The following is a 19,209-nucleotide window of genomic DNA, read 5'->3' as shown; positions in this document are numbered from 1 at the left end:
AGCAAAGTTTGCTCGTTTCTTATGTAAGGGTTTACATCAAGGAAGGTTGAGGAGGCACATAATGATGGAGATGGTGGTTGAAAAAGGGAAGCAATTAGGCGCCGTTCTGTTGCTGGCTGTACTAGGCGTCATGCTCATGGCGCTGCTGGGTTCCACTGAAGCTGCGGCAGCGAACACGACATATTATGTCGATGCCGGGCAAGGCAGTGATGCAAACAACGGCACTAGCGCATCTACGGCTTGGAAGACGTTAGCAAAGGTCAATGCGACGACGTTTCAGCCTGGGGATCGCATTTTGTTCGAAGCGGGGAACACGTGGACGGGACAGCTATATCCCAAAGGTTCGGGTTCTTCAGGCAGCCCGATTGTGATTGATCAATACGGCTCAGGCGAGAAACCGAAAATCCAGGGGCAAGGTGCGGTTCAAGCGACGGTATACTTGTACAATCAACAGTATTGGGAAATACATAACCTGGATATCAGCAATCAGGCATCAAGCGGAGTGGGCGATTTCCGGGGCGTTCACATTACAGGGGCAGATATCGGGACGTTGAATTATTTTCGGCTGGATGGATTGAATGTCCATGATGTGACCGGCGAAGTGAACTGGATTGGCGGCGATACGGCGGATAATGCGACTGGCATTAATTTCGCGACAGGCTGGGATCGCTCCAAGCGGACGGGCGGGATTGTGTTCGATATGTCCTCGAATGTGCTGTCACCGGCCAAGGCGACCGTGAAAAGTAAGTTCAACGACGTCGTCATTTCCAATAGTTCAATCAAGAACACGTCATTCGGAGGCATCATTTTCAAGCAATATACGGGAGATGGTCTTGACCATAACGGCAATCCCGCGGTTTCTGTGGGGTGGGGCGTGCGCAGTTCGGCTTCGGATACGAATTGGTACCCGTTTACCAATATCACGATCAAGAACAACTACATTACACAATCGGGCACAAGCTTCGGATGCAATGGCATCTATTTGACGGATACCAAAGGGGCTCTAATTGAAGGCAATGTGGTGGCAGCGGCAGGCACATCAGGGATTGAAACCTACTACGCCGATGATGTCGTCATTCAAAAAAATGAAACGTACGGCGTCGTGAAGAAAGCCGGCGGAGCAGACTATAATGGGATTGACACCGATAAGGGTACGACTAAACAGGTGGTCCAGTATAACTATGTGCACGGGAACGGCGACGGGATTTTGCTGTGCCAATTCAGCTTCGGGGATTCGATCATTCGTTACAATATCATTACCGGCAACTCCAGGTATCAAATTTATCTGCATTCCGATTCAGCGGCGTCCTCGCAAATTTACAATAATACCATTTACAACACGAACAGTACGTACCTGATCTACGGCTACGGCAGCTATATCAACGCCAGCTATACGATTCGCAACAATATTCTCGATTCGGCGAAGAGCGAGGCTGTCCTAACGACTGGCGGAGGCATCGTCTACAATACGAACAGCTATTACGGTTCGGGCTTGACAGTCCCTTCCGGCGATACGAATGCCAAGACAGCTAATCCGCTGCTGGTTAGTCCGGGAACGGGGAGCAGCGGTACGGAGACGAGCGGCCCTGCGCTCAATACGTTGAGCGGCTACCAACTGCAATCGACTTCACCGCTCGTTAATCAAGGCGTGACGATTTCGGGCAACGGCGGTCTCGATTTCTGGGGCGACACGTTATATATGGGCGCAGCGGACATCGGTGCAGATGAGACGGCTGTGGCGGGTGGAGGCAGCACGCCGGTCTACGCGCTCAATGAAACGTTCAATAGCCTGACAACGGGCAGCGCGCCAACGGGCTGGACGGTAACAAACGGTACTAGTCCAAACGCGATTACGATCGCGGAAGTGCCGGACGCAACGCATAAGAGCGCGCAGATCAGCAAGTCGGCGGCTTCCGCCAAAACGTCAATGTCCAAGTCATTCGGCGCTGTATCCGGCACGGTCGTCGTTGAAACAAGGGTGAAACGGACAGAAACGACATCTTGGTGGTGTCTGCCTTACATCTATGATAACGCGGGTGTACTAGCAGCTACGATCGGGTTTGATGGCGGCAATATCAAAGCCAATGTAGGCGGCACATGGACGACGGTGCAGGCTTTCACCGCCAATACGTGGTATGAACTGAAGCTTGTCCTGGATACGAATACCGATAAGTTCGATTTCTATGTGAATGGGACGCTCAAGCTATCCCAGGCTGCGCTTCGGGCGCCTGTCAGCAACATAGCGAAAATCGAATTTTACGCAGACAACTCGCAAACGGGCACGACGCACATCGATAATATATCCGTCTATACGCCGTAACCATTTAAATCCCGAGCTCTATGGAAGAGCTTGGGATTTTATTTTCATATTCTGTCTGATAGTGAAAGAATTTTGTTCATTCCCCTACTTCAAACGAAGGAAACGGGGCTTTTATAATAGGGGCAACTACCTAAGAGGAGGATGAAGAGCTTGAGAAAAAGGAAGTTGCTGGCCTTACTGCAGATGACGGTTCTGTCCGTCGGACTGTTCAGCGGTTTGTTGCCAACGCCAGGTGTCCAAGCAGATTCGGGCACTACTTACTATATCGATGCAACAGGAGGCAGCGATAGCAATGTGGGGACAAGCGAAGGACAGGCCTGGAAATCGCTTGAAAAAGTAAACGCTACCACTTTTCAGCCTGGCGACCATATTGCTTTTAAATCCGGTGAAGTTTGGACAGGGCAGCTGTGGCCGAAAGGATCAGGTACGGCAGGACTGCCCATCGTGATCGATCAATACGGTTCCGGCGCCAAACCGGCTATTCAAGGCCAAGGGCTTGTCGCGGATGCGGTACGCTTGTTCAATCAGGAGTATTGGGAGATTCATAACTTGGATGTCTCCAACCAAAAGCCAGCCACGGCGACGCCGGGCGAGAATTTGGACGATTACCGGGGTATTCACATTTCCGGTGACAATAGTACGACACTGGATTATTTCCGGATCGTCGCTGTTAATGTACATGATGTGACGGGGGAAATTAACTGGATTAGCGGCACACAGCCGAATCCGCCTCAGCCGGGCATCCGTTTTAAGACGGGGTGGGACGGCTCAAAGAAAACAGGAGGGATCGTCTTCGATACGACGGTGCCGAATATTTTCAATCCGCCGAGCCAGGCGACGGTTATTAACGATGTGGTCATTGAAAAGTCGAGCATCAGCAACACTTCTTTTGCCGGCATTGTATTCAAGCAATATACGGGCGATGGCAAGGATGCCAACGGCAATACGATCGCGACCTCCACGGGCTGGGGAGAGCGTGCGAACGGCACGGATCCCAAATTCACCCCACACACGAATATTGTCATTCGGAATAATTACATTACGCAGAAAGACACCGCTTACGGCTGTAACGCCATGTATTTAACCGATATTCGGGGCGGATTGGTCGAGCGCAACGTGGTATACAGAGCAGGGACATCGGGGATTGAAATGTACTACGCCGACGATATTGTCGTGCAGCACAATGAAGTGTATGAGACGACGCAGAAAGCGGGCGGCGCCGACTCCAACGGTATTGATCCCGACAAGGCGACGACTAAAATTTTGATTCAGTATAACTACATTCACGATAATGGCGACGGCATTTTGATCTGCCAATTCTCATTTGGCGATACGATCATTCGGAACAATGTCATTAAAAGCAATACGCGGTATCCGATCTATTTACACTCTGATAAGAAAGCGGTTGCTGAGGTCTATAATAACACCATTTATAACGACAAAAGCAATTACTTGATTTACGGCTACGGCACGTCGCTCGATGCGACGTACAATATACGGAACAATAATCTGTATACGACGAGAGCCGGCGCAACGATTACGACCAGCGGTACGACGTTTTATGAAAATAACAACTACTACGGCAGCAATTTGCTGATTCCGGCCGTCGATACGAAAGCGATGCAGGCAGATCCGAAATTTGTGAGCACGGTGAGCGGTCCGTCCGGCACGGCGGAGACGGGCCCGCAGCTGGATTCTGCGCTGGGCTTCCGTTCGCAATCCGGCTCCGGCCTGATCAATGCCGGTCTCGCGATGCCTAACAATGGTGGCAAGGATTATGCAGGCAAGGCACTGTACAACGGCCTACCGGATATCGGAGCCTTTGAGTACTACACACCGGACGGCGCCACGACGGAGTCCGTCAACGGGAAAATCCGGGATGGAGCGGGCAAAGCCATAGCCGGCGCGAAGGTGTCGCTGCAGGTTGGGGGTACGCCGTATTCGGCAACGACCGATGCGAAAGGCGCGTATGTGATCGCGAATGTGCCGCTCGCTGTCGGTGTGGAGCTAAAGGCGGAAAAAGCCGGTTATCTCACGGCAACGGACACCATCTCGATTCAGCCGCCGAATATGACGACAAAGGATTTGACCATCACGTCGACAAGCCCATACGGCAGTTTGAAGGGCAGCATTTTGGACGAAAAAATGGATGGTCTCCCGAACGTTGCGGTGAGCGTGTTATATGGCGACGACCCGGTAGCCAGCGGTGTAACGGACAGCACGGGCAATCTCACGATGGCACAGGTGCCGATCGGTGATGGCTATACAGTAACCTTGTCCAAAGCAGGCTATTTCCCGGTCAGCAAAAGCAATGTCACGATTACACCGGAGAGTCTGACGGATATTGGCAAAGTGCTCTTGTCCAGTAAACAGCCGCAGGTGTTGTTCAATCATACGTTCAACACCTTGGCAACAGGTACAATGACGTCAGGCAATAACTTAACCGTTAGCGCAAGCGGTGGCAGCGTTGTTGTTGAAGAAGTGCCGAGCGCGCAGGATAAAAGCGTGAAGCTGACGAGATCTTCGAACTCGGGCAACACGAGCCTAGCGCAATCTTTTGCGACGCCGCTTAAGGGGATTGTGACCATCGAGGCGGACTTAAAACGGAACGATACGTATTCAACCGGCAATAACTGGTTCAGTTTGCCTTACGTCTACGGAACCAGCCCTACCCCTGCGAATCCTGGCCTCTCTTTTGCTTTCGATAAAGGCAAGGTCAAAGCGTATGTGGGCACGGCGTCAACAGAATTTATGAGCTATACAGTCGGCAAGTGGTATAACATGCGAATGGTGATCGACACTGCTGCTCAGACGTATGATTTGTACTTCAACGGACAAAAAATTGTCGACCATAGTGGCTTCCGACAATCGATGACTGATATAACGAAGATTGATTTCTATGCGAATAGTTCCAATTACGGCAGTGTGAGCGTGGATAATGTGCGCATAACCCAAGGGATTGGTTATTCCAAAATGGATGCGACGCTGGCGGATGTTGCAAGCTCGGCGGGTGCGGTAGCGAAGTTGGATGACACGCACTACGCTGTTCAGGTTGCCAGTGATGTGACGAGCCTGACACTGACGCCGACGGCTGGCAGTCCGAATGCCAAGTCGATTACTGTTGCGGGCACGCCTGTTGCTAGCGGAACGGCTTCAGTGCCGATTGTGCTGACGGACGATCAGACAGACGTTCCGGTTGTCGTAACGGCGGAAGACGGGCAGACAACTGCCGCTTACACGGTTACGGTCAACCGCATCTCGCCGTTAATGGATGCATCGCTGCGTTCGTTAATTGTATCGGGAGGGGCGCTGAGTCCCGACTTTGATAAGGACGTAACCGATTATGAGGTGACGGTGCCTTATGAGGTTAGTGAAGTGACGGTAACGCCGACAGCCGGAGTTGAGTCCGCGGATATTACGGTCGATGGTACGGGTGTGACCAGTGGAACCCCTTCGGCTCCGATTGCCCTGCTGGAAGGCGACAATATGATCACTGTCTATGTGGTATCGCCGGATGGTACGTCGAATCAGACTTATACCATCACCGTTCACCGCGGGCAAAATCCGTATGGTGCCGTCTCGGGGACAATCAGAGATCAAGGTGGGCAGCTTGTTTATGGCGCCGCCGTGGTGCTGAGAGCAGCCGATGCTGTTTACCAGACGTCCTCGGATGTGAACGGCCATTTTACATTCGAAGAACTGCGGCCGGACACCGCGTACCGAATTACAGCTAATAAAGCCGGTTACAATGAAGCCGTCCTGGAATCTGTGACGGTTACGAGCGGCCAAACGGCGACCGTCGGCGATTTGACGCTGACCGCGCAAGGGACAGTCGCTGGCTTGAGTGGGGTATCGACCGCGACAGTCGGGCAGGCGCTCCAATCGAGCTTCTCGCTCAGCAATGTGTCGGAGAGCGTGTACTCCGCGGTATATGGAATTGCGCTAACGATTCATTTCGATCCTGCGAAGCTGCAATGGGGATCGGCCGCTCCGCAACTGCCGCAGCTGGAACTAGTGAATGTTGTTCAGACGGGCGCGGATACGATTCAGCTTCAAGCCGCTATGACAGGTGGGAATGAATCGATCCCCGCCAACATCGGGCTGTTCGCGTTGAATTGGACAGTAACGGCAGGGGCACAAGCGGGCGAAACGGCGATTGCCCTTTCGCAAGCTGAGCTGATTAATCCGTGGGGCGACCGCTTCCCGGCAACGACCTTGGAGCATGCGCTCGTTATCACGGTGCCAAGCACGCCGGATCCTGACCCGAATCCGGATCCTGGGCATCCCGACCCGGGCAATCCGGGAACGACCGATCCAACACCTAGCGATTCAGGCTCGAGTGATTCTGACGATGATGTACCTGCGACGCCAAACCCTGGTACAAGCGCAGATCCGGCACGCATCGAGCTGCATGCAGGTGATCAAGGCTCTGCGGCGCTGACCGCCAGCGAGCTGAATCAAGCGTTCGCTTCCGCAAAGCCGGACGCACAGGGCGGTAAAACTGTCTCAATTGTCGTGAACGGCAATCCCTCGTCAAGCCGTCAGACTGGCCTGCAAGTGCCGGTGGCAGCCCTGCAAGCGGATGCGCGGGGCAATAGGCTGAGCGTGCAAACGGAGCTGGGCAGCCTACAGCTTCCTACTCAAATGTTAAAAGGCTTGTCGGTTCCTTCCGAAACCGTTGAGATTCGTTTGACCAGAATAAGTGAGATCGATAATCATCCGGTCATTGACCTTCAATTGTTCAGTGATGGAGCTCCGCTGGCATGGGCGAACGCCGACGCACCGGTAACGGTTGCGATGCCGTATACGCCGACTGCGGAAGAGCGGCTGCATCCCGAGCGGATTGCTGTGTTTTATCTCGATCCGCAAGGCGCAGTCATTCCGGTATCGAACGGACATTGGGATGCGGGGACTGGCCAAGTTGTGTTCACTGTGAAGCATTTCAGCCAGTACGCGGTGAAATTCGGGCGGCCGGCATTTACGGATTTGGCCAGCGTGAGCTGGGCGCAATCCGCCATTGAAACGCTTGCGGCCAAAGGTGTCATTGAAGGGCGCAGCGCGCAAAGCTTCGATCCGGCCAGCCGGATTACGCGCGCCGATTTCGTCGTGCTCTTGATGCGGGCCCTGGAGCTTGCTGCCGGTAAGCCGACTGCCTCGTTCGCCGATGTGACGAGCAGTGATTACTACTATACGGCGATCGCAGCAGCGCAAAGTTACGGCATCGCGACGGGGGGCAGCGACAATCGCTTCGAGCCGGAGCAGGCGATCACCCGGGAAGATACGATGGTGCTGACCACGAGAGCGCTCGAGCACTTGAAACGGCTGCCAGGCGGCGTCCAGACGTCATCTGCATTGGCGCCGATGAAAGATGCGGCGGAGCTTTCCGCCTATGCTGTCCAGTCTGTCGCAGCGCTAGTTGCGGCTGGCATCGTGCAAGGGGATGAATCTGGTCTTCATCCGAAACAAACGCTCACCCGCGCGGAAGCAGCGGTGATGATCCAGCGGCTATTGTCCACTAAGTAGACAATACTTACTCCCCCAAGGCGAATTCCGCCTTGGGGATTTCTTTTGCCAAGAGCAAATTCGTGTGAAATAGTGAAAGAACTTTATTCGATGCATAATGTAACCGCTATTCAAAGACTCCTATAATACAAATATAAACAACAAGCGACAAGTACGTACTAGCGCTTTGAACAGGAGTGGAGCTACCGATGAAAAGTACTGTACTGCAAACGGACGGTTTGCTGACAGGCAAGAAAAAAGTAAAAATCCCGTTTTTAAGCCGTTGGGAATCGCCTGTAGCCGGATATTTGTTTTTATCCCCGTGGCTGCTTGGCTTTTTCCTGCTGACCTTGGGTCCGATTCTGATGTCCCTCTATTACTCCTTCACGAACTACTCGCTGCTGGACGCGCCGCATTGGCTCGGCACCCAGAATTACGAGCGGATTCTGACAGAAGATGATACATTCCGTCAATCCATCAAAGTAACACTGCTCTTTGTCCTGTTCTCGGTTCCGGTGAAATTGATTGCCGCGCTGCTCGTGGCGATGCTGCTGAACAAGAACATCAAAGGCATCTCCTTTTACCGGACGATGATCTACTTTCCTTCTTTGATCGGGACAAGTATTGCGGTATCGATTTTATGGAAAAATATTTTCAGCAAGGACGGCTTTATCAACCAAGCACTAGCGCTCGTCGGCATCCACGGGAAGTCCTGGATTGCAGATCCGGATACGGCGCTCGGCACACTCGTGCTGCTGATGGCCTGGCAGTTCGGCTCCGCGATGATTATTTTCCTGGCCGGCCTCAAGCAGATTCCACGAGACCTTTACGAAGCGTCTTCCGTGGACGGCGCGAGCAAATTTCGCCAGTTCGTCTCGATTACCTTGCCGATGCTGTCGCCGATTCTGCTGTTCAACTTCGTGCAGTCAACGATCAACTCTTTCCAAATGTTTACGCAGGCCTTCATTATTACGAATGGCGGGCCGGTCAATTCCACGTACGTGTATGTGATGTACTTATATGAAAGAGCGTTCTCGAAGTTTCAAATGGGATATGCTTCCGCGCTGGCCTGGATCCTGCTGGTCATCATCGCATTGGTGACGGCGCTTATTTTCGCAACGTCCAAATACTGGGTGTATTATGAAACGCAAGGAGGAAAGGGGAAATGATCGCACAGCGCAAAAGCTTCACACATCTCCTTCTCATTATTTTTAGTTTGCTTATGATGTATCCCATTTTCTGGTGGCTGGGCGCTTCGCTCAAAACCAACGATGAAATGCGTTCTCCGAACTTATTTCCGGATACGCCGCACTGGTCGAATTACGCCGAGGGCTGGATTTCCGTACCGAACTATCATTTCGGTGTGTTCTACTGGAACAATGTGGAGCTCATTGCAGGTGTCCTTTTTACGAGTATCATTTCCTGCTCGCTTGTCGCGTTCGCGTTTGCCCGGTTGGATTTTCCTCTCCGTAAAATCTGGTTCGCGATCCTGCTCGTCACGCTGATGCTGCCTACGCAGGTTACGATCGTGCCGCAGTATGTGCTCTTCAGCAAATTGAACTGGATCAATACATATTTGCCGTTTTATGTGCCGCATTTGCTAGCCGGCGGTGTCGGCGGACCATTTTTTATCTACCTGTTGGTACAGTTCATCCGCTCCATTCCGAAAGAACTGGACGAGTCCGCCAAAATGGACGGCTGCTCCTGGTTCGGCATCTACTGGCGGATTGTCATTCCATTGACGAAGCCGGCGCTCGTAACGGTAGGGATTTACTGCTTCCTCTGGAACTGGGACGACTTCTTCGGCCAACTGCTTTATATCAACTCGGTCGATAAATATACCGTTAACTTGGCGCTCAAGCTTTTTATCGATTCGCAAGGTACAGTACCGTGGGGACAAATGCTGGCGATGTCGCTCATATCGGTGCTGCCAGCCGTCGTGATCTTCTTCCTCGCGCAGAAGCACTTCGTGGAAGGGATTGCTTCGGGGGCGTTAAAAGGATAAGCTTGAACATAGGAAGGAAGCTGCTGCTTGTGCTGCAGCTTCCTTTGCATCATAACCGGAGGAACAGCCCATGCTGAAAAATCCATTTAAAACGTACCGCATTACCGGGGTTTACTTTTTTAGCTCGGCGATTATTATTGTCTTGCTTATTGGCATCGTGAGCGCGGTCAGCTATTCGGGTACATCGAGGCAAGTTGCGAGCAACACGTCTTACTACCAACAGCGACTGCTGAACGAACTGAGTAAAAAAATGAGCACAAGTCTCATTAGTATTGAACAAACGTCCGTGACGGCGGCCAAGAATCTGGATCTGCTGTACAACAGGCTGCAGGACAGCGATGCGTATGAGCGGCTGCGGGTTGAAAATGAGCTGAGAACCCAGTTAAATTACGTCGTATTTGGCACGTCTATTTTGCAATCGATTCATGTGTATGCAGGCTATCCGTTCACGTCTGATACACAATCGCCCGTGACGTTTAACACGATGGATAAGCTTGGGCAAGAGCCCTGGTACGCCAGCATTGTGGACACGGACAGCGCTTGGATTGGCGAACATACAATCGTCTCCAATGGACGAGAGCAGCCCGTGATCAGTTTTGCGCGCAAGGTGATTAATAATAGAAATCAATATTACAGCTTGATGGTGTTTAACATAAAAGTCAGCTCTATCAAGCAACTGTTTTCCTCGGAGGACGACATGACCAATATGGCTTTGCTGGATGCGGCCGGCCGGTTGATTGCGCATTCCGGCGACGAAGCCAAACTGCAAGCCGCCACCCGGACACTGAACGGCGAAATGGCCCAACCGAGCGGTTCTTTGCGTGCAGGCGACGATTTTTTTGTTTGGGCGAAGTCGCCGGATGCCCAGTGGACACTGTTCGAAGTGAGTTCATGGAGCGAGATGATCAAGGGCAGCAAAAGCATGGCCAAGCTGTTTCTGCTGCTCGGCGTCTCGACCATCGTTCTCGTCCTGCTCATCACGCTTTTTCTATCCCGCCGGTTCATGAAGCCGATGAACCAGATGGTGCGTGCGATGGGTGAATTCTCGCCCGGCGAAGCCCAGACCTTGCCGACCGACTATACGAATGAGTTCGGCAAACTGTTTCACGGCTACCGCAAGTTGACACACCGGATTGAGGATTTGTACGACTCGCTGGACGAAAAGCATAAGCAGCAGCGAGCGGCAGAGCTGAAATCGCTGCAAACGATGATTAATCCGCATTTTTTATATAACACGCTGGATCAGATTAATTGGACGGCGATCGAAGCCGGGCAAAACAAGATCAGTGCCATGCTGGCGCAGGTGGCGAGCATGTTCCGCCTGGTTCTGACGAACACGGACAGCCTTGTCGCGGTGTCGGAAGAGATTGCGCATATCGACTGTTACCTGAAGTTTCAGCAGCTGCGGTGGGAAGATCGGTTGACGTATACAGTGGAGATTGACGATGACGCCAAGGCTTGCTTGATGCCGAAAGTGATGATGCAGCCTTTTATTGAAAATGCGTTTGTTCACGGCTTTCATGGCGTTCCTGCGGCGGAATTGCGGGTCCGCATCTCCCGCGAGGACAATCAACTGCATGTGCGTATCACTGACAATGGGCGCGGGCTCGCCGACAATTGGCAGCATAAACCGCGAAAGCGCGGGGGCTACGGGCTGCGCAATGTTCGGGAACGGCTGGATGCGCTGTTCGGCTCCCAGTACCGCTTAACCCTCGCGAACCGGGAGCAAGGCGGCGTACAGGTCGACATTCTTTTTCCAATCTCAGAAAAATAGAGACTTAAAGGGGCTGACCAACAATGTGGAAAATTGCGATTGTAGACGACGACTTTCAAGTACTGCGCGGTCTGCGGCACATCATTCCGTGGGCGGAGTTGGATGCGGAGTTTGCCGGGGAAGCGATCGACGGTGAGGAAGGGCTCGAGCTGGTTCGCCGTGTGGGGCCGGATATTGTCATTACGGATTTATACATGCCCGGCATTAGCGGGATTGAAATGATTGAGAAGCTGCGCGGAGAAGGCTTTGCCGGGCGGTTCGTCATTCATAGTGGATATACGGATTTTGAGTATGCCCGCCAAGCGATTCGGCTCGACGTCGACGATTACTTGAACAAACCGATTACGGTGAATCAGATTCGCGAGGTTTTGTTCCGTACAATCGGGAGACTGGAAGACTCTTACCTGGAAAATATGGAGAAAAAGAAGCTCATTTCGTTTGTCCAAAATTACGAGAAGCAAACGGCCTCGGAACAACTGGCCGGTTTGTTGAACGGCACCGTGCAGGCGAATGCGGCCGAGCTGAAGCTGCCGGGTCCCCGCTTGCACTGGGAGGACCGCGACCAACTGACCGCCGTGGTCGAATTGGTCAAAACCGACCGTATCACCGACATTTCGGTGGCGGATTGGCACTTGTTCCGTTTTGCGATGTCGAATGTCGCGAAGGAACTGACGCTAACGGAATGGCCTGAAGCCGAATTCGTTTGGTTATTTGGCGCCTATTCGGCTTTTGTACTGCATATTTCCCGGGAGGAGTCGCCGGAGAGGTTATCGAAGCGACTTGCCTATTTCACGGAGCTAATCACGGATAGCATGCAGCGCTATCTGGGGCTCACGGTCAGAATCGGGCTCGGTCAGCGCAAGCAGTTGTGGTCTGAGCTGAAAGCTTCTGCGGACGAAGCATTTGAAGCGCTGAACACCTCATCGCAGAGTCAGGGCGCGATAGACCTTGTCCGCAGGTTGTCAAATGCGCTGCAGAGAAACAGCGAAGAAAGCTTGTGGAGCCATGTGCAGGCCTACATCGACCAGCAGGAGATTGCCGCGATCGGCGGAGAGGTCAAACTTTTCTATAAGGTACTCGCTACCGAGCTTTGGACACTGCTGCAGTATGCGGCCGGACAGGCGGATCTGGCGATCATGGAAGAGGAAGATAACGGTGCTGCGGCGGCTGTGGATATCGTGATGAATCGTCACGATCTCGAGAGCTACCTGAATGCCAAGCTGAAAATGATCGGGATCAAGCGTCAGCCGGTCATTTCCCAGAAGCATAAGGCGGCGGTGGATTTTATGATCGGATATATTCACGAGCACTATGCCAGCGATTTGACGATGGACGAGTTGGCCGGCAAATTGTTCATTTCCAAAAACTATTTAAATCAATTATTCAAAAAGGTTACCGGTGAAACGTTCATGAACTATGTCATTCGGGTGCGTCTTGAGAAAGCGAAAGCGCTGCTGCTCGAAGGCAATTATTTGATCTATGAGGTCGCCGAGCAGGTGGGATACCAGAATGTGCCGTATTTTAGCACGTTATTTAAGAAATACTGCGGTATGAACCCTAGTGATTTGCTGAAAAAATAACGATTCTCGCCTTTAGTTTGAAATACTGAAAGAAATGAGTTCGATACCCTCATGTACCATTTCACCTTTCGGCGTTACGATAAACATGTAAATTCGACATATGCGAGAGGGGATTCTACCAATGAAAAAAAGACTATTAACTGCAGCGGTTTCACTTGTCGTTATGGCTTCACTATCCGCTTGCGGCAGCAGCTCTGAGCCAGCGGCAACGCCAAGCAGTTCGGTTAAGCCGGCCGAGACGCAAAAAGCGGCAGAATCGACAGCACCTGTCAAGCTGCGGATCGTATGGTGGGGGTCGCAGGAGCGCCACGATGCGACACAAAAAGCGCTCACCCAATATACGGCGCTTCACCCGAACGTTACTTTTGAAAGCGAATTCTCCGGTTGGGACGGCTACTTTGATAAGCTGGGCGTGCAGTTCGCAGCGAAAAATGCGCCGGATATCATTCAGATGGACGCCGCTTACCTGAACGAATATGTGGCTCGCAACTTGGTTGCCGATCTTGGCAGTATCAATGTAGCTGATATGGATAAAGGCTTGCTGGAATCCGGCAAAGTAGGCGGAAAGCTCTATGCGATGCCGCTCGGAACGGCCGCACTCGGCATGGCCTACGACAAGAATGTGATCGAGAAGCTCGGTCTCAAAGCTCCGGCTTGGGATTGGTCTTGGGACGACTACTATAAATTCGGTCAGGAAGCAAAAGCGAAGCTGGGCAAAGATAAATATGTCTACGTAGATCAAAGCTCGGACTTGGTCGACTATACCGCTTATCAGCTGAGCCAAGGTAAAGGACAAGTCTACACGGACAATAAGCTGACGATTGATAAAGCAACGTGGATTCAGTACATGACCAAACAAGCTGAACTGAGAAAAGCGGGTATTATTACCCCTCCGGATATTACCGTAACGGATAAAGAGTTGGATCCTAAACAAGACAGTGTGGTTAACGGAACGGCGCTGGCGCGTCACTTGTTCTCCAACCAAGTCGGCTCGATCTCCTCCTTGAAGCCGGATGCGTTTGGATTCACGACGCTGCCGAAAAGCGCGCAATCCGGCGGCTGGCTCAAACCAGGCATGTTCTGGAGCGTGAACGCAGGCTCGAAGCAGCAAGAGGAAGCGAAGAAATTTGTCGAGTGGTTTATTAATGACCAGGAAGCCGGCAAAACGCTCGGGTTGACGCGCGGCATTCCGGGTAATGCAAAAGTTGTTAGCACGCTTTCTCCAAACTTTAGCGCAGCCGATAAAACGTCCCTCGACTTTATTAATAAAGTCGCACCGAACGCGCAGAAATTCGTTGCGGAACCGCAAGGCTGGGGCAACTTCAAGGCAGATTACAAGAAGATCGTAGAGAAATTAATGTTCGACAAAGCAACACCGGATCAAGCGTACGACGAGTTGATGAAAAAAGCGAAAGAATACGATGATGCAGTGAAAAAATAAATGAGAATCATGGCGTTGTCATTCAGGACGACGGCGCCATGTTTTTTTTATTCGGAGAGGAATGTGACGAGCATGGAAAACAGGAGTTCCAACCAGGTTGTGCGCTGGCAGGGGGCAGTACGGATTCACGTACAGATGGAACAGACATCTCCAGTGCAGCATGCGCTGCGGATGCTGTTTCGTGATTTTGCTTCGGTGTTGGGGGCGGGGCCTGAGCTTGTCGATGACCCGGCGCAGGCGGAAATTATTGTACGGCAAGCGGTGGATGCCGATGCATGTCCGCCGTATCCGGAGGCGTTTGCTATTCGCTTCACGGCTGCGGCCGAGACGGGCGAGAGCGTTCTGACCATTGTGGCGCGCGATGATTTGGGGTTCGTATACGGCCTACTTTATCTAAGTGAAAAAAATTTAGGCATCCAGCCCTTCTGGTTCTGGGCGGATCAGACGATTGGGAAGCGGGAGGCGGTGGACGTCCCTTGCATAGATTATGACGCTCCACCCAGCAAAGTTCGCTTCCGGGGCTGGTTTGTGAACGATGAGGTCTGCCTCATCGGCTGGAAAGAGCCGTACCCGCCATCACGCGAGGTGTGGCTGCCGGTATTCGAAGCCCTGCTGCGCTGCGGCGGGAACATGGTCATTCCGGGCACGGACTTGCCGAAAACCGGCGTGCATGCCGAGCTTGCGGCGGAGATGGGCCTGTGGCTCACGCATCATCATGCAGAACCACTGGGCGCAGAGATGTTCCTACGCGCGTATACCGGCCGTTCAGCCAGCTACAAGGAGGCGCCAGAGCTGTTCGAACGGCTGTGGCGCGAGGCGATTGAGAAGCAGAAGGACGACAAGATTCTTTGGGTTTTATCCTTCCGCGGACAAGGCGACAAGCCGTTTTGGGAAAACGATCCTTCCTTCGATACGCCGGAGAAGCGCGGAGCGATGATTTCGCACGTTATTCAGCGGCAGTATGACATGATCCGCGAGAAGGTTGCCGATCCTGTCGCATGTGTAGCGTTGTACGGAGAAATCGCGGAGCTTTATAAGGAAGGGCACGTTAAGCTGCCGCCCGATGTTATTAAAATTTGGGCCGATAACGGATACGGCAAAATGGTATCGCGCCGTCACGGCAATCTGAACCTGCGAATTCCAGCTTTGCCTGCGCAAGGGGATGGAGGCCGTCATGGCATCTACTATCATGTGACGTTCCATGATTTGCAGGCGTCGAACCATCTGACGATGTTCCCGGGCAGCGCCGACTTCCTGAAACAGGAAGTGGAAGCGGCATTTGCCGCTGGGGCGACCGAGTATGTGCTTGTCAACAGCGGCAACATTCGCATGCACATCTACACGCTCGATATTCTTCGGGCGCTGTGGCAGCACGGCGAGATGGACACCGCGGAGCATCTGCGTCAGTTCACGTCCCGTTATTATGCGGGACACCATGTGGAGATTGCGGAGCTGTACCGCAGCTACAGCGAGGCGGCGATCCCTTACGGGCCAAATGCGGACGACCTCGCCGGTGACGAGTTCTATCATCACCCGGCGCGGCGCATCGTCGGGCACTGGCTGCAAGGCCGGAGCAGCGAGCCGGACCCTGGCTTGATTTGGGCGGCGCCGGGGGCGGTGACGTTTGCCGAGCAGGTGCGCCGGTTCGAGGTGCGCTGCGAAGCGGGGGCTGCCGAATGGTCGGCTTGGCTCGGCCGGTGTAATGAGCTGATTGACCATCTGGACGAAGAGGATCGCAGTCGAGTTATTGACCATCTGCGGCTTCAGGGCATTTTGCATCAGTCAGGCGCCGAAGGCTTCTTCTGGCTGTGCCGGTCTTTCGCAGCGGCAAGCGAGGGCCTGTATCCGCAGGCGTTCGTGCACGCCTCGCAAGCAATGTGGAGTTATCAGCGCGGACTGCAGGCGCTCCGCGAATCCGAGCATGGCAAGTGGGAACGCTTCTACAGCGCGGATTGGCTGACCAACGTGCAGAGCACAGTGGACAATATGGACACGCTCCGCCGCTTCCTGCGGATGCAAGGCGATAGCCCTGATTTTTTCCTGTGGTACAAGGAATATCTCATGCCGGAAACGGAGAAGTATATTTATTTGGAAAATACTCATCGGAATCCATTGTCCGACGATGAGCTGGCCTTGAGATTGCAGCAATTTTTTGGGGTGTAGCGACACGTTAAAAAACCAAAGAGGCCTCCTCCTTCATGGAGATGGCCTCTTTTTTGCAGCTATTTGTTCCTATCGCATGAAATGAGTGAAAGCAGCTGTATAATGAGGGATGGCACGAATGTTGTGGAAACTAGCGATCTCCATACCGTCGAATCGCTCTACTAACGCCTGGTTGACAAAGGTATGCACCGTACCTTTGCGCAGCGGCGTGATCGATAGAACTAACGATTGGCCTTCAAGCTCTGTCTGGAACTGCTTCAGGCCGATATGCCAGGGCTTCCCGTAATGAATATGGTCGGTGATTAAACGATGATTCAAGCTTGCGCTGGCTACGTCACCGTCATAGGTGATTTCTAAAAAAACATCGCTGATCTGCTCCGGCCATTCCGAATCAATGTCCAAAATCGCGATATGGTCGAAAGGTTGCTGTATGTTTACAACGGGCTCGTAGGCCGGTACGCTCACTTCGCAGCTCGTAAACAATCCCTGTTCACGGGCTTGTATTGGTTCATGGTTGAATTGAATCTCTCCGGTGAAAGCAGGTAACAGGGATACTTCAAAATGATTCTGTTCCTGAGAGGTACACATGAGCTGCTCGTTCTTGACAATGAGAGAGCTGTTGCTGATGACTAACCGATCCTCTCCCCATAAGTTGAATCGGTAAGCTTGCTGCGACTCACTGCGAGTGAGCGTCACAAAACGAACGATATGCCCAGTTGAACGGGTGATGACAACTTGGTGCTGTTTTCCGACGGCAGGGTGTATGACCCATGAGTCGCCATGCTCTTTATAGGCGCCGGCACCCGACTCGATGGAAGATACCGAGCTCTTGCTCAGCAGATATTCGGGAGCCAATCCGTCGTGCGCGAAAAAGATGATGACGGTCTCGCCGTTAGATTCCAGTTTCGTAAGCAGCTGGGCTGTAGCGCTAATTAATTGTACGCCTGCCAGATCTAAGCCGAAGGGAAGCACTGCGCAAGTTCCTGATTTCAGCAATAAATGACCTTCGGAAGGGAAGCGTACGGTGCCTCGTGCGGTTTCCAACTCCATCTTCACATGGTGATCGGGCATGTCCAGATGGTCTTGAAAATTGTTCAGGAACACGAATCCGGCTCCATCGCTTTGTCTGACACACCAGCGGAGCGATTCCGTGTCGGTAGACTCGATTTCACTTTGCCCTTCCGGCACTACGGTGCCCATGGGAGCAAGCACATCACCAAAGGCTTGCAAAAATAAGGAGATTGCTCGAATTCTATCGTAAGAATCGCCGATTCTCCCGAATTCGCCGAGCGGAGATTGGTAGTCGTAGGTGATTTTCGGCAAGGCATACTCGTTGAGATACCCTTTTTTGCCAACAGGATTAGAGCCGCCATGATACATATAGTATCCGAGCAGGTTACTTCCGCTAGCTAACTTGACAAGCGTCATCGCTTCAACGCTCTCAGCAGGGACGAATGGACGGGCATGGTAACTGACTTGCATACCGCCGGCCATCTCACAATAGGCAACAGGGTAATCCAATGTGTCATAATGGACACGTTCAGCAGGCGTTACATGCAAATCACGATAAATAAACTCCTTGCTTGGCGGTTGGTTTGGAATCCACGGGGTATAAGCGTATCCGGCAAGCATCGGCAGTGTATCGCTTTCTGGAACAGCTGCGCCGCCCCATGCAGTCACGGTGAAAAATATTGGTCGCATACCGGACTCTTCTGCGATACGGCGCAGCTCGGCCAGATGCTCGTTGCCTCCTTTTCCAGAAGACAGGAAGACGCCGCTTTTGTAACCCCAAGCATCGAGTGGAGCCCCGCAATGCATGAACTCATTTTCCAGCTGTACGGCAATAATGGGCCCGCCTTCTTGGAAAAACGTTCCCTTAACTTGCTTTGCGATTTCACGATAGAGACGCCGTGCATAGAACAAATAGTTGGCGTCGTTGGAACGAATCTCGAGAGGTTTGTTGAAGATCCAATCGGGGATTCCGCCATTGCGGACTTCGCCGTGGCAGAAAGGCCCGATCCGCAAGATGAGCGGCAGATCATGCTTGGCGCATAGATCGACGAAGTGACGAAGGTTGCGCTCGCCGCCCCATTCAAATATGCCTTCCTCTTCTTCATGAAATATCCAAAATACATAAGTAGCAATAATATTTACGCCGCCAGCCTTCATCTTCAGGAGCTCTTCCTCCCAGTGCAAATAAGAGAAGCGTGAGAAATGGAATTCGCCGACTACAGGAATGGTTGGAGTCCCATTCTTCGTCATGTAAAAGTTAGTGAATCCGAATGAGCGGCCATAAGGATCGCGGCCGTTGTTGGCTGACAGTTTTCCGGGTCTTATTTCTTTATTGGGTCCATCAATGCGAAGTCTAACTGATTTCATTGTGAAGGCTGCCTCCCTGTGTTACATTGATTGTGTTTGTTTGTA

The 19,209-nt window shown here is 52.5% G+C and carries 9 protein-coding genes; 8 read left to right on the top strand and 1 reads right to left on the bottom strand.

Going from position 1 to position 19,209, the window contains the following annotated elements; all coding sequences use genetic code 11:
* Positions 1–61 precede the first annotated feature (61 nt).
* From EJQ19_RS15540 to EJQ19_RS15505, 8 genes are all read left to right on the top strand, one after another.
* Positions 62–2,320: a right-handed parallel beta-helix repeat-containing protein gene (locus EJQ19_RS15540; protein WP_206438426.1), complete on the top strand. Its 2,259-nt coding sequence runs from the start codon at positions 62–64 to the stop codon at positions 2,318–2,320.
* A 150-nt stretch (positions 2,321–2,470) separates the two neighbouring features.
* Positions 2,471–7,843, top strand: a complete 5,373-nt coding sequence (locus EJQ19_RS15535) for an S-layer homology domain-containing protein (RefSeq protein ID WP_164716568.1) — start codon at positions 2,471–2,473, stop codon at positions 7,841–7,843.
* Between the two features lie 188 nt (positions 7,844–8,031).
* Positions 8,032–8,991, top strand: a complete 960-nt coding sequence (locus EJQ19_RS15530; RefSeq protein ID WP_126142142.1) for a carbohydrate ABC transporter permease — start codon at positions 8,032–8,034, stop codon at positions 8,989–8,991.
* Complete coding sequence (locus tag EJQ19_RS15525) at positions 8,988–9,827, top strand: carbohydrate ABC transporter permease (RefSeq protein ID WP_126142141.1); 840 nt, start codon at positions 8,988–8,990, stop codon at positions 9,825–9,827. The genes EJQ19_RS15530 and EJQ19_RS15525 overlap by 4 nt, the downstream gene beginning before the upstream one ends.
* A gap of 70 nt (positions 9,828–9,897) precedes the next feature.
* The gene (locus EJQ19_RS15520; protein ID WP_126142140.1) at positions 9,898–11,601 is read left to right on the top strand and encodes a cache domain-containing sensor histidine kinase; all 1,704 of its coding nucleotides are present in this window, start codon (positions 9,898–9,900) and stop codon (positions 11,599–11,601) included.
* 23 nt (positions 11,602–11,624) lie between these two features.
* On the top strand, positions 11,625–13,181 hold the full coding sequence (locus EJQ19_RS15515; protein ID WP_126142139.1) for a response regulator transcription factor: 1,557 nt from the start codon (positions 11,625–11,627) through the stop codon (positions 13,179–13,181).
* Positions 13,182–13,302: 121 nt separating this feature from the next.
* Positions 13,303–14,622, top strand: coding sequence for an ABC transporter substrate-binding protein (locus EJQ19_RS15510; RefSeq protein WP_241242927.1), 1,320 nt, complete (start codon positions 13,303–13,305; stop codon positions 14,620–14,622).
* A gap of 72 nt (positions 14,623–14,694) precedes the next feature.
* Entirely contained in the window at positions 14,695–16,785 is a 2,091-nt protein-coding gene (locus tag EJQ19_RS15505) for a glycosyl hydrolase 115 family protein (protein WP_206438425.1), read from the top strand.
* Between the two features lie 69 nt (positions 16,786–16,854).
* Here EJQ19_RS15505 and EJQ19_RS15500 read toward each other — a convergent pair whose 3' ends face one another.
* Positions 16,855–19,164: a beta-galactosidase gene (locus EJQ19_RS15500; RefSeq protein WP_126142137.1), complete on the bottom strand. Its 2,310-nt coding sequence runs from the start codon at positions 19,162–19,164 to the stop codon at positions 16,855–16,857.
* Positions 19,165–19,209: the final 45 nt, after the last annotated feature.

It is taken from the genome of Paenibacillus whitsoniae, assembly GCF_003955665.1.
GTDB classification, from domain to species: domain Bacteria; phylum Bacillota; class Bacilli; order Paenibacillales; family NBRC-103111; genus Paenibacillus_E; species Paenibacillus_E whitsoniae.
Note: the sequence above shows the minus strand (reverse complement) of the source record. Positions and strands in the feature narration are given on the sequence as shown.

Bases quoted from the DNA above. Each gene is read 5' to 3' on its own strand.
- EJQ19_RS15540 (WP_206438426.1), top strand. From the start codon at position 62: ATGATGGAGATGGTGGTTGAAAAAGGGAAGCAATTAGGCGCCGTTCTG.
- EJQ19_RS15530 (WP_126142142.1), top strand. From the start codon at position 8,032: ATGAAAAGTACTGTACTGCAAACGGACGGTTTGCTGACAGGCAAGAAA.
- EJQ19_RS15525 (WP_126142141.1), top strand. From the start codon at position 8,988: ATGATCGCACAGCGCAAAAGCTTCACACATCTCCTTCTCATTATTTTT.
- EJQ19_RS15520 (WP_126142140.1), top strand. From the start codon at position 9,898: ATGCTGAAAAATCCATTTAAAACGTACCGCATTACCGGGGTTTACTTT.
- EJQ19_RS15515 (WP_126142139.1), top strand. From the start codon at position 11,625: ATGTGGAAAATTGCGATTGTAGACGACGACTTTCAAGTACTGCGCGGT.
- EJQ19_RS15510 (WP_241242927.1), top strand. From the start codon at position 13,303: ATGAAAAAAAGACTATTAACTGCAGCGGTTTCACTTGTCGTTATGGCT.
- EJQ19_RS15505 (WP_206438425.1), top strand. From the start codon at position 14,695: ATGGAAAACAGGAGTTCCAACCAGGTTGTGCGCTGGCAGGGGGCAGTA.
- EJQ19_RS15500 (WP_126142137.1), bottom strand. From the start codon at position 19,164: ATGAAATCAGTTAGACTTCGCATTGATGGACCCAATAAAGAAATAAGA.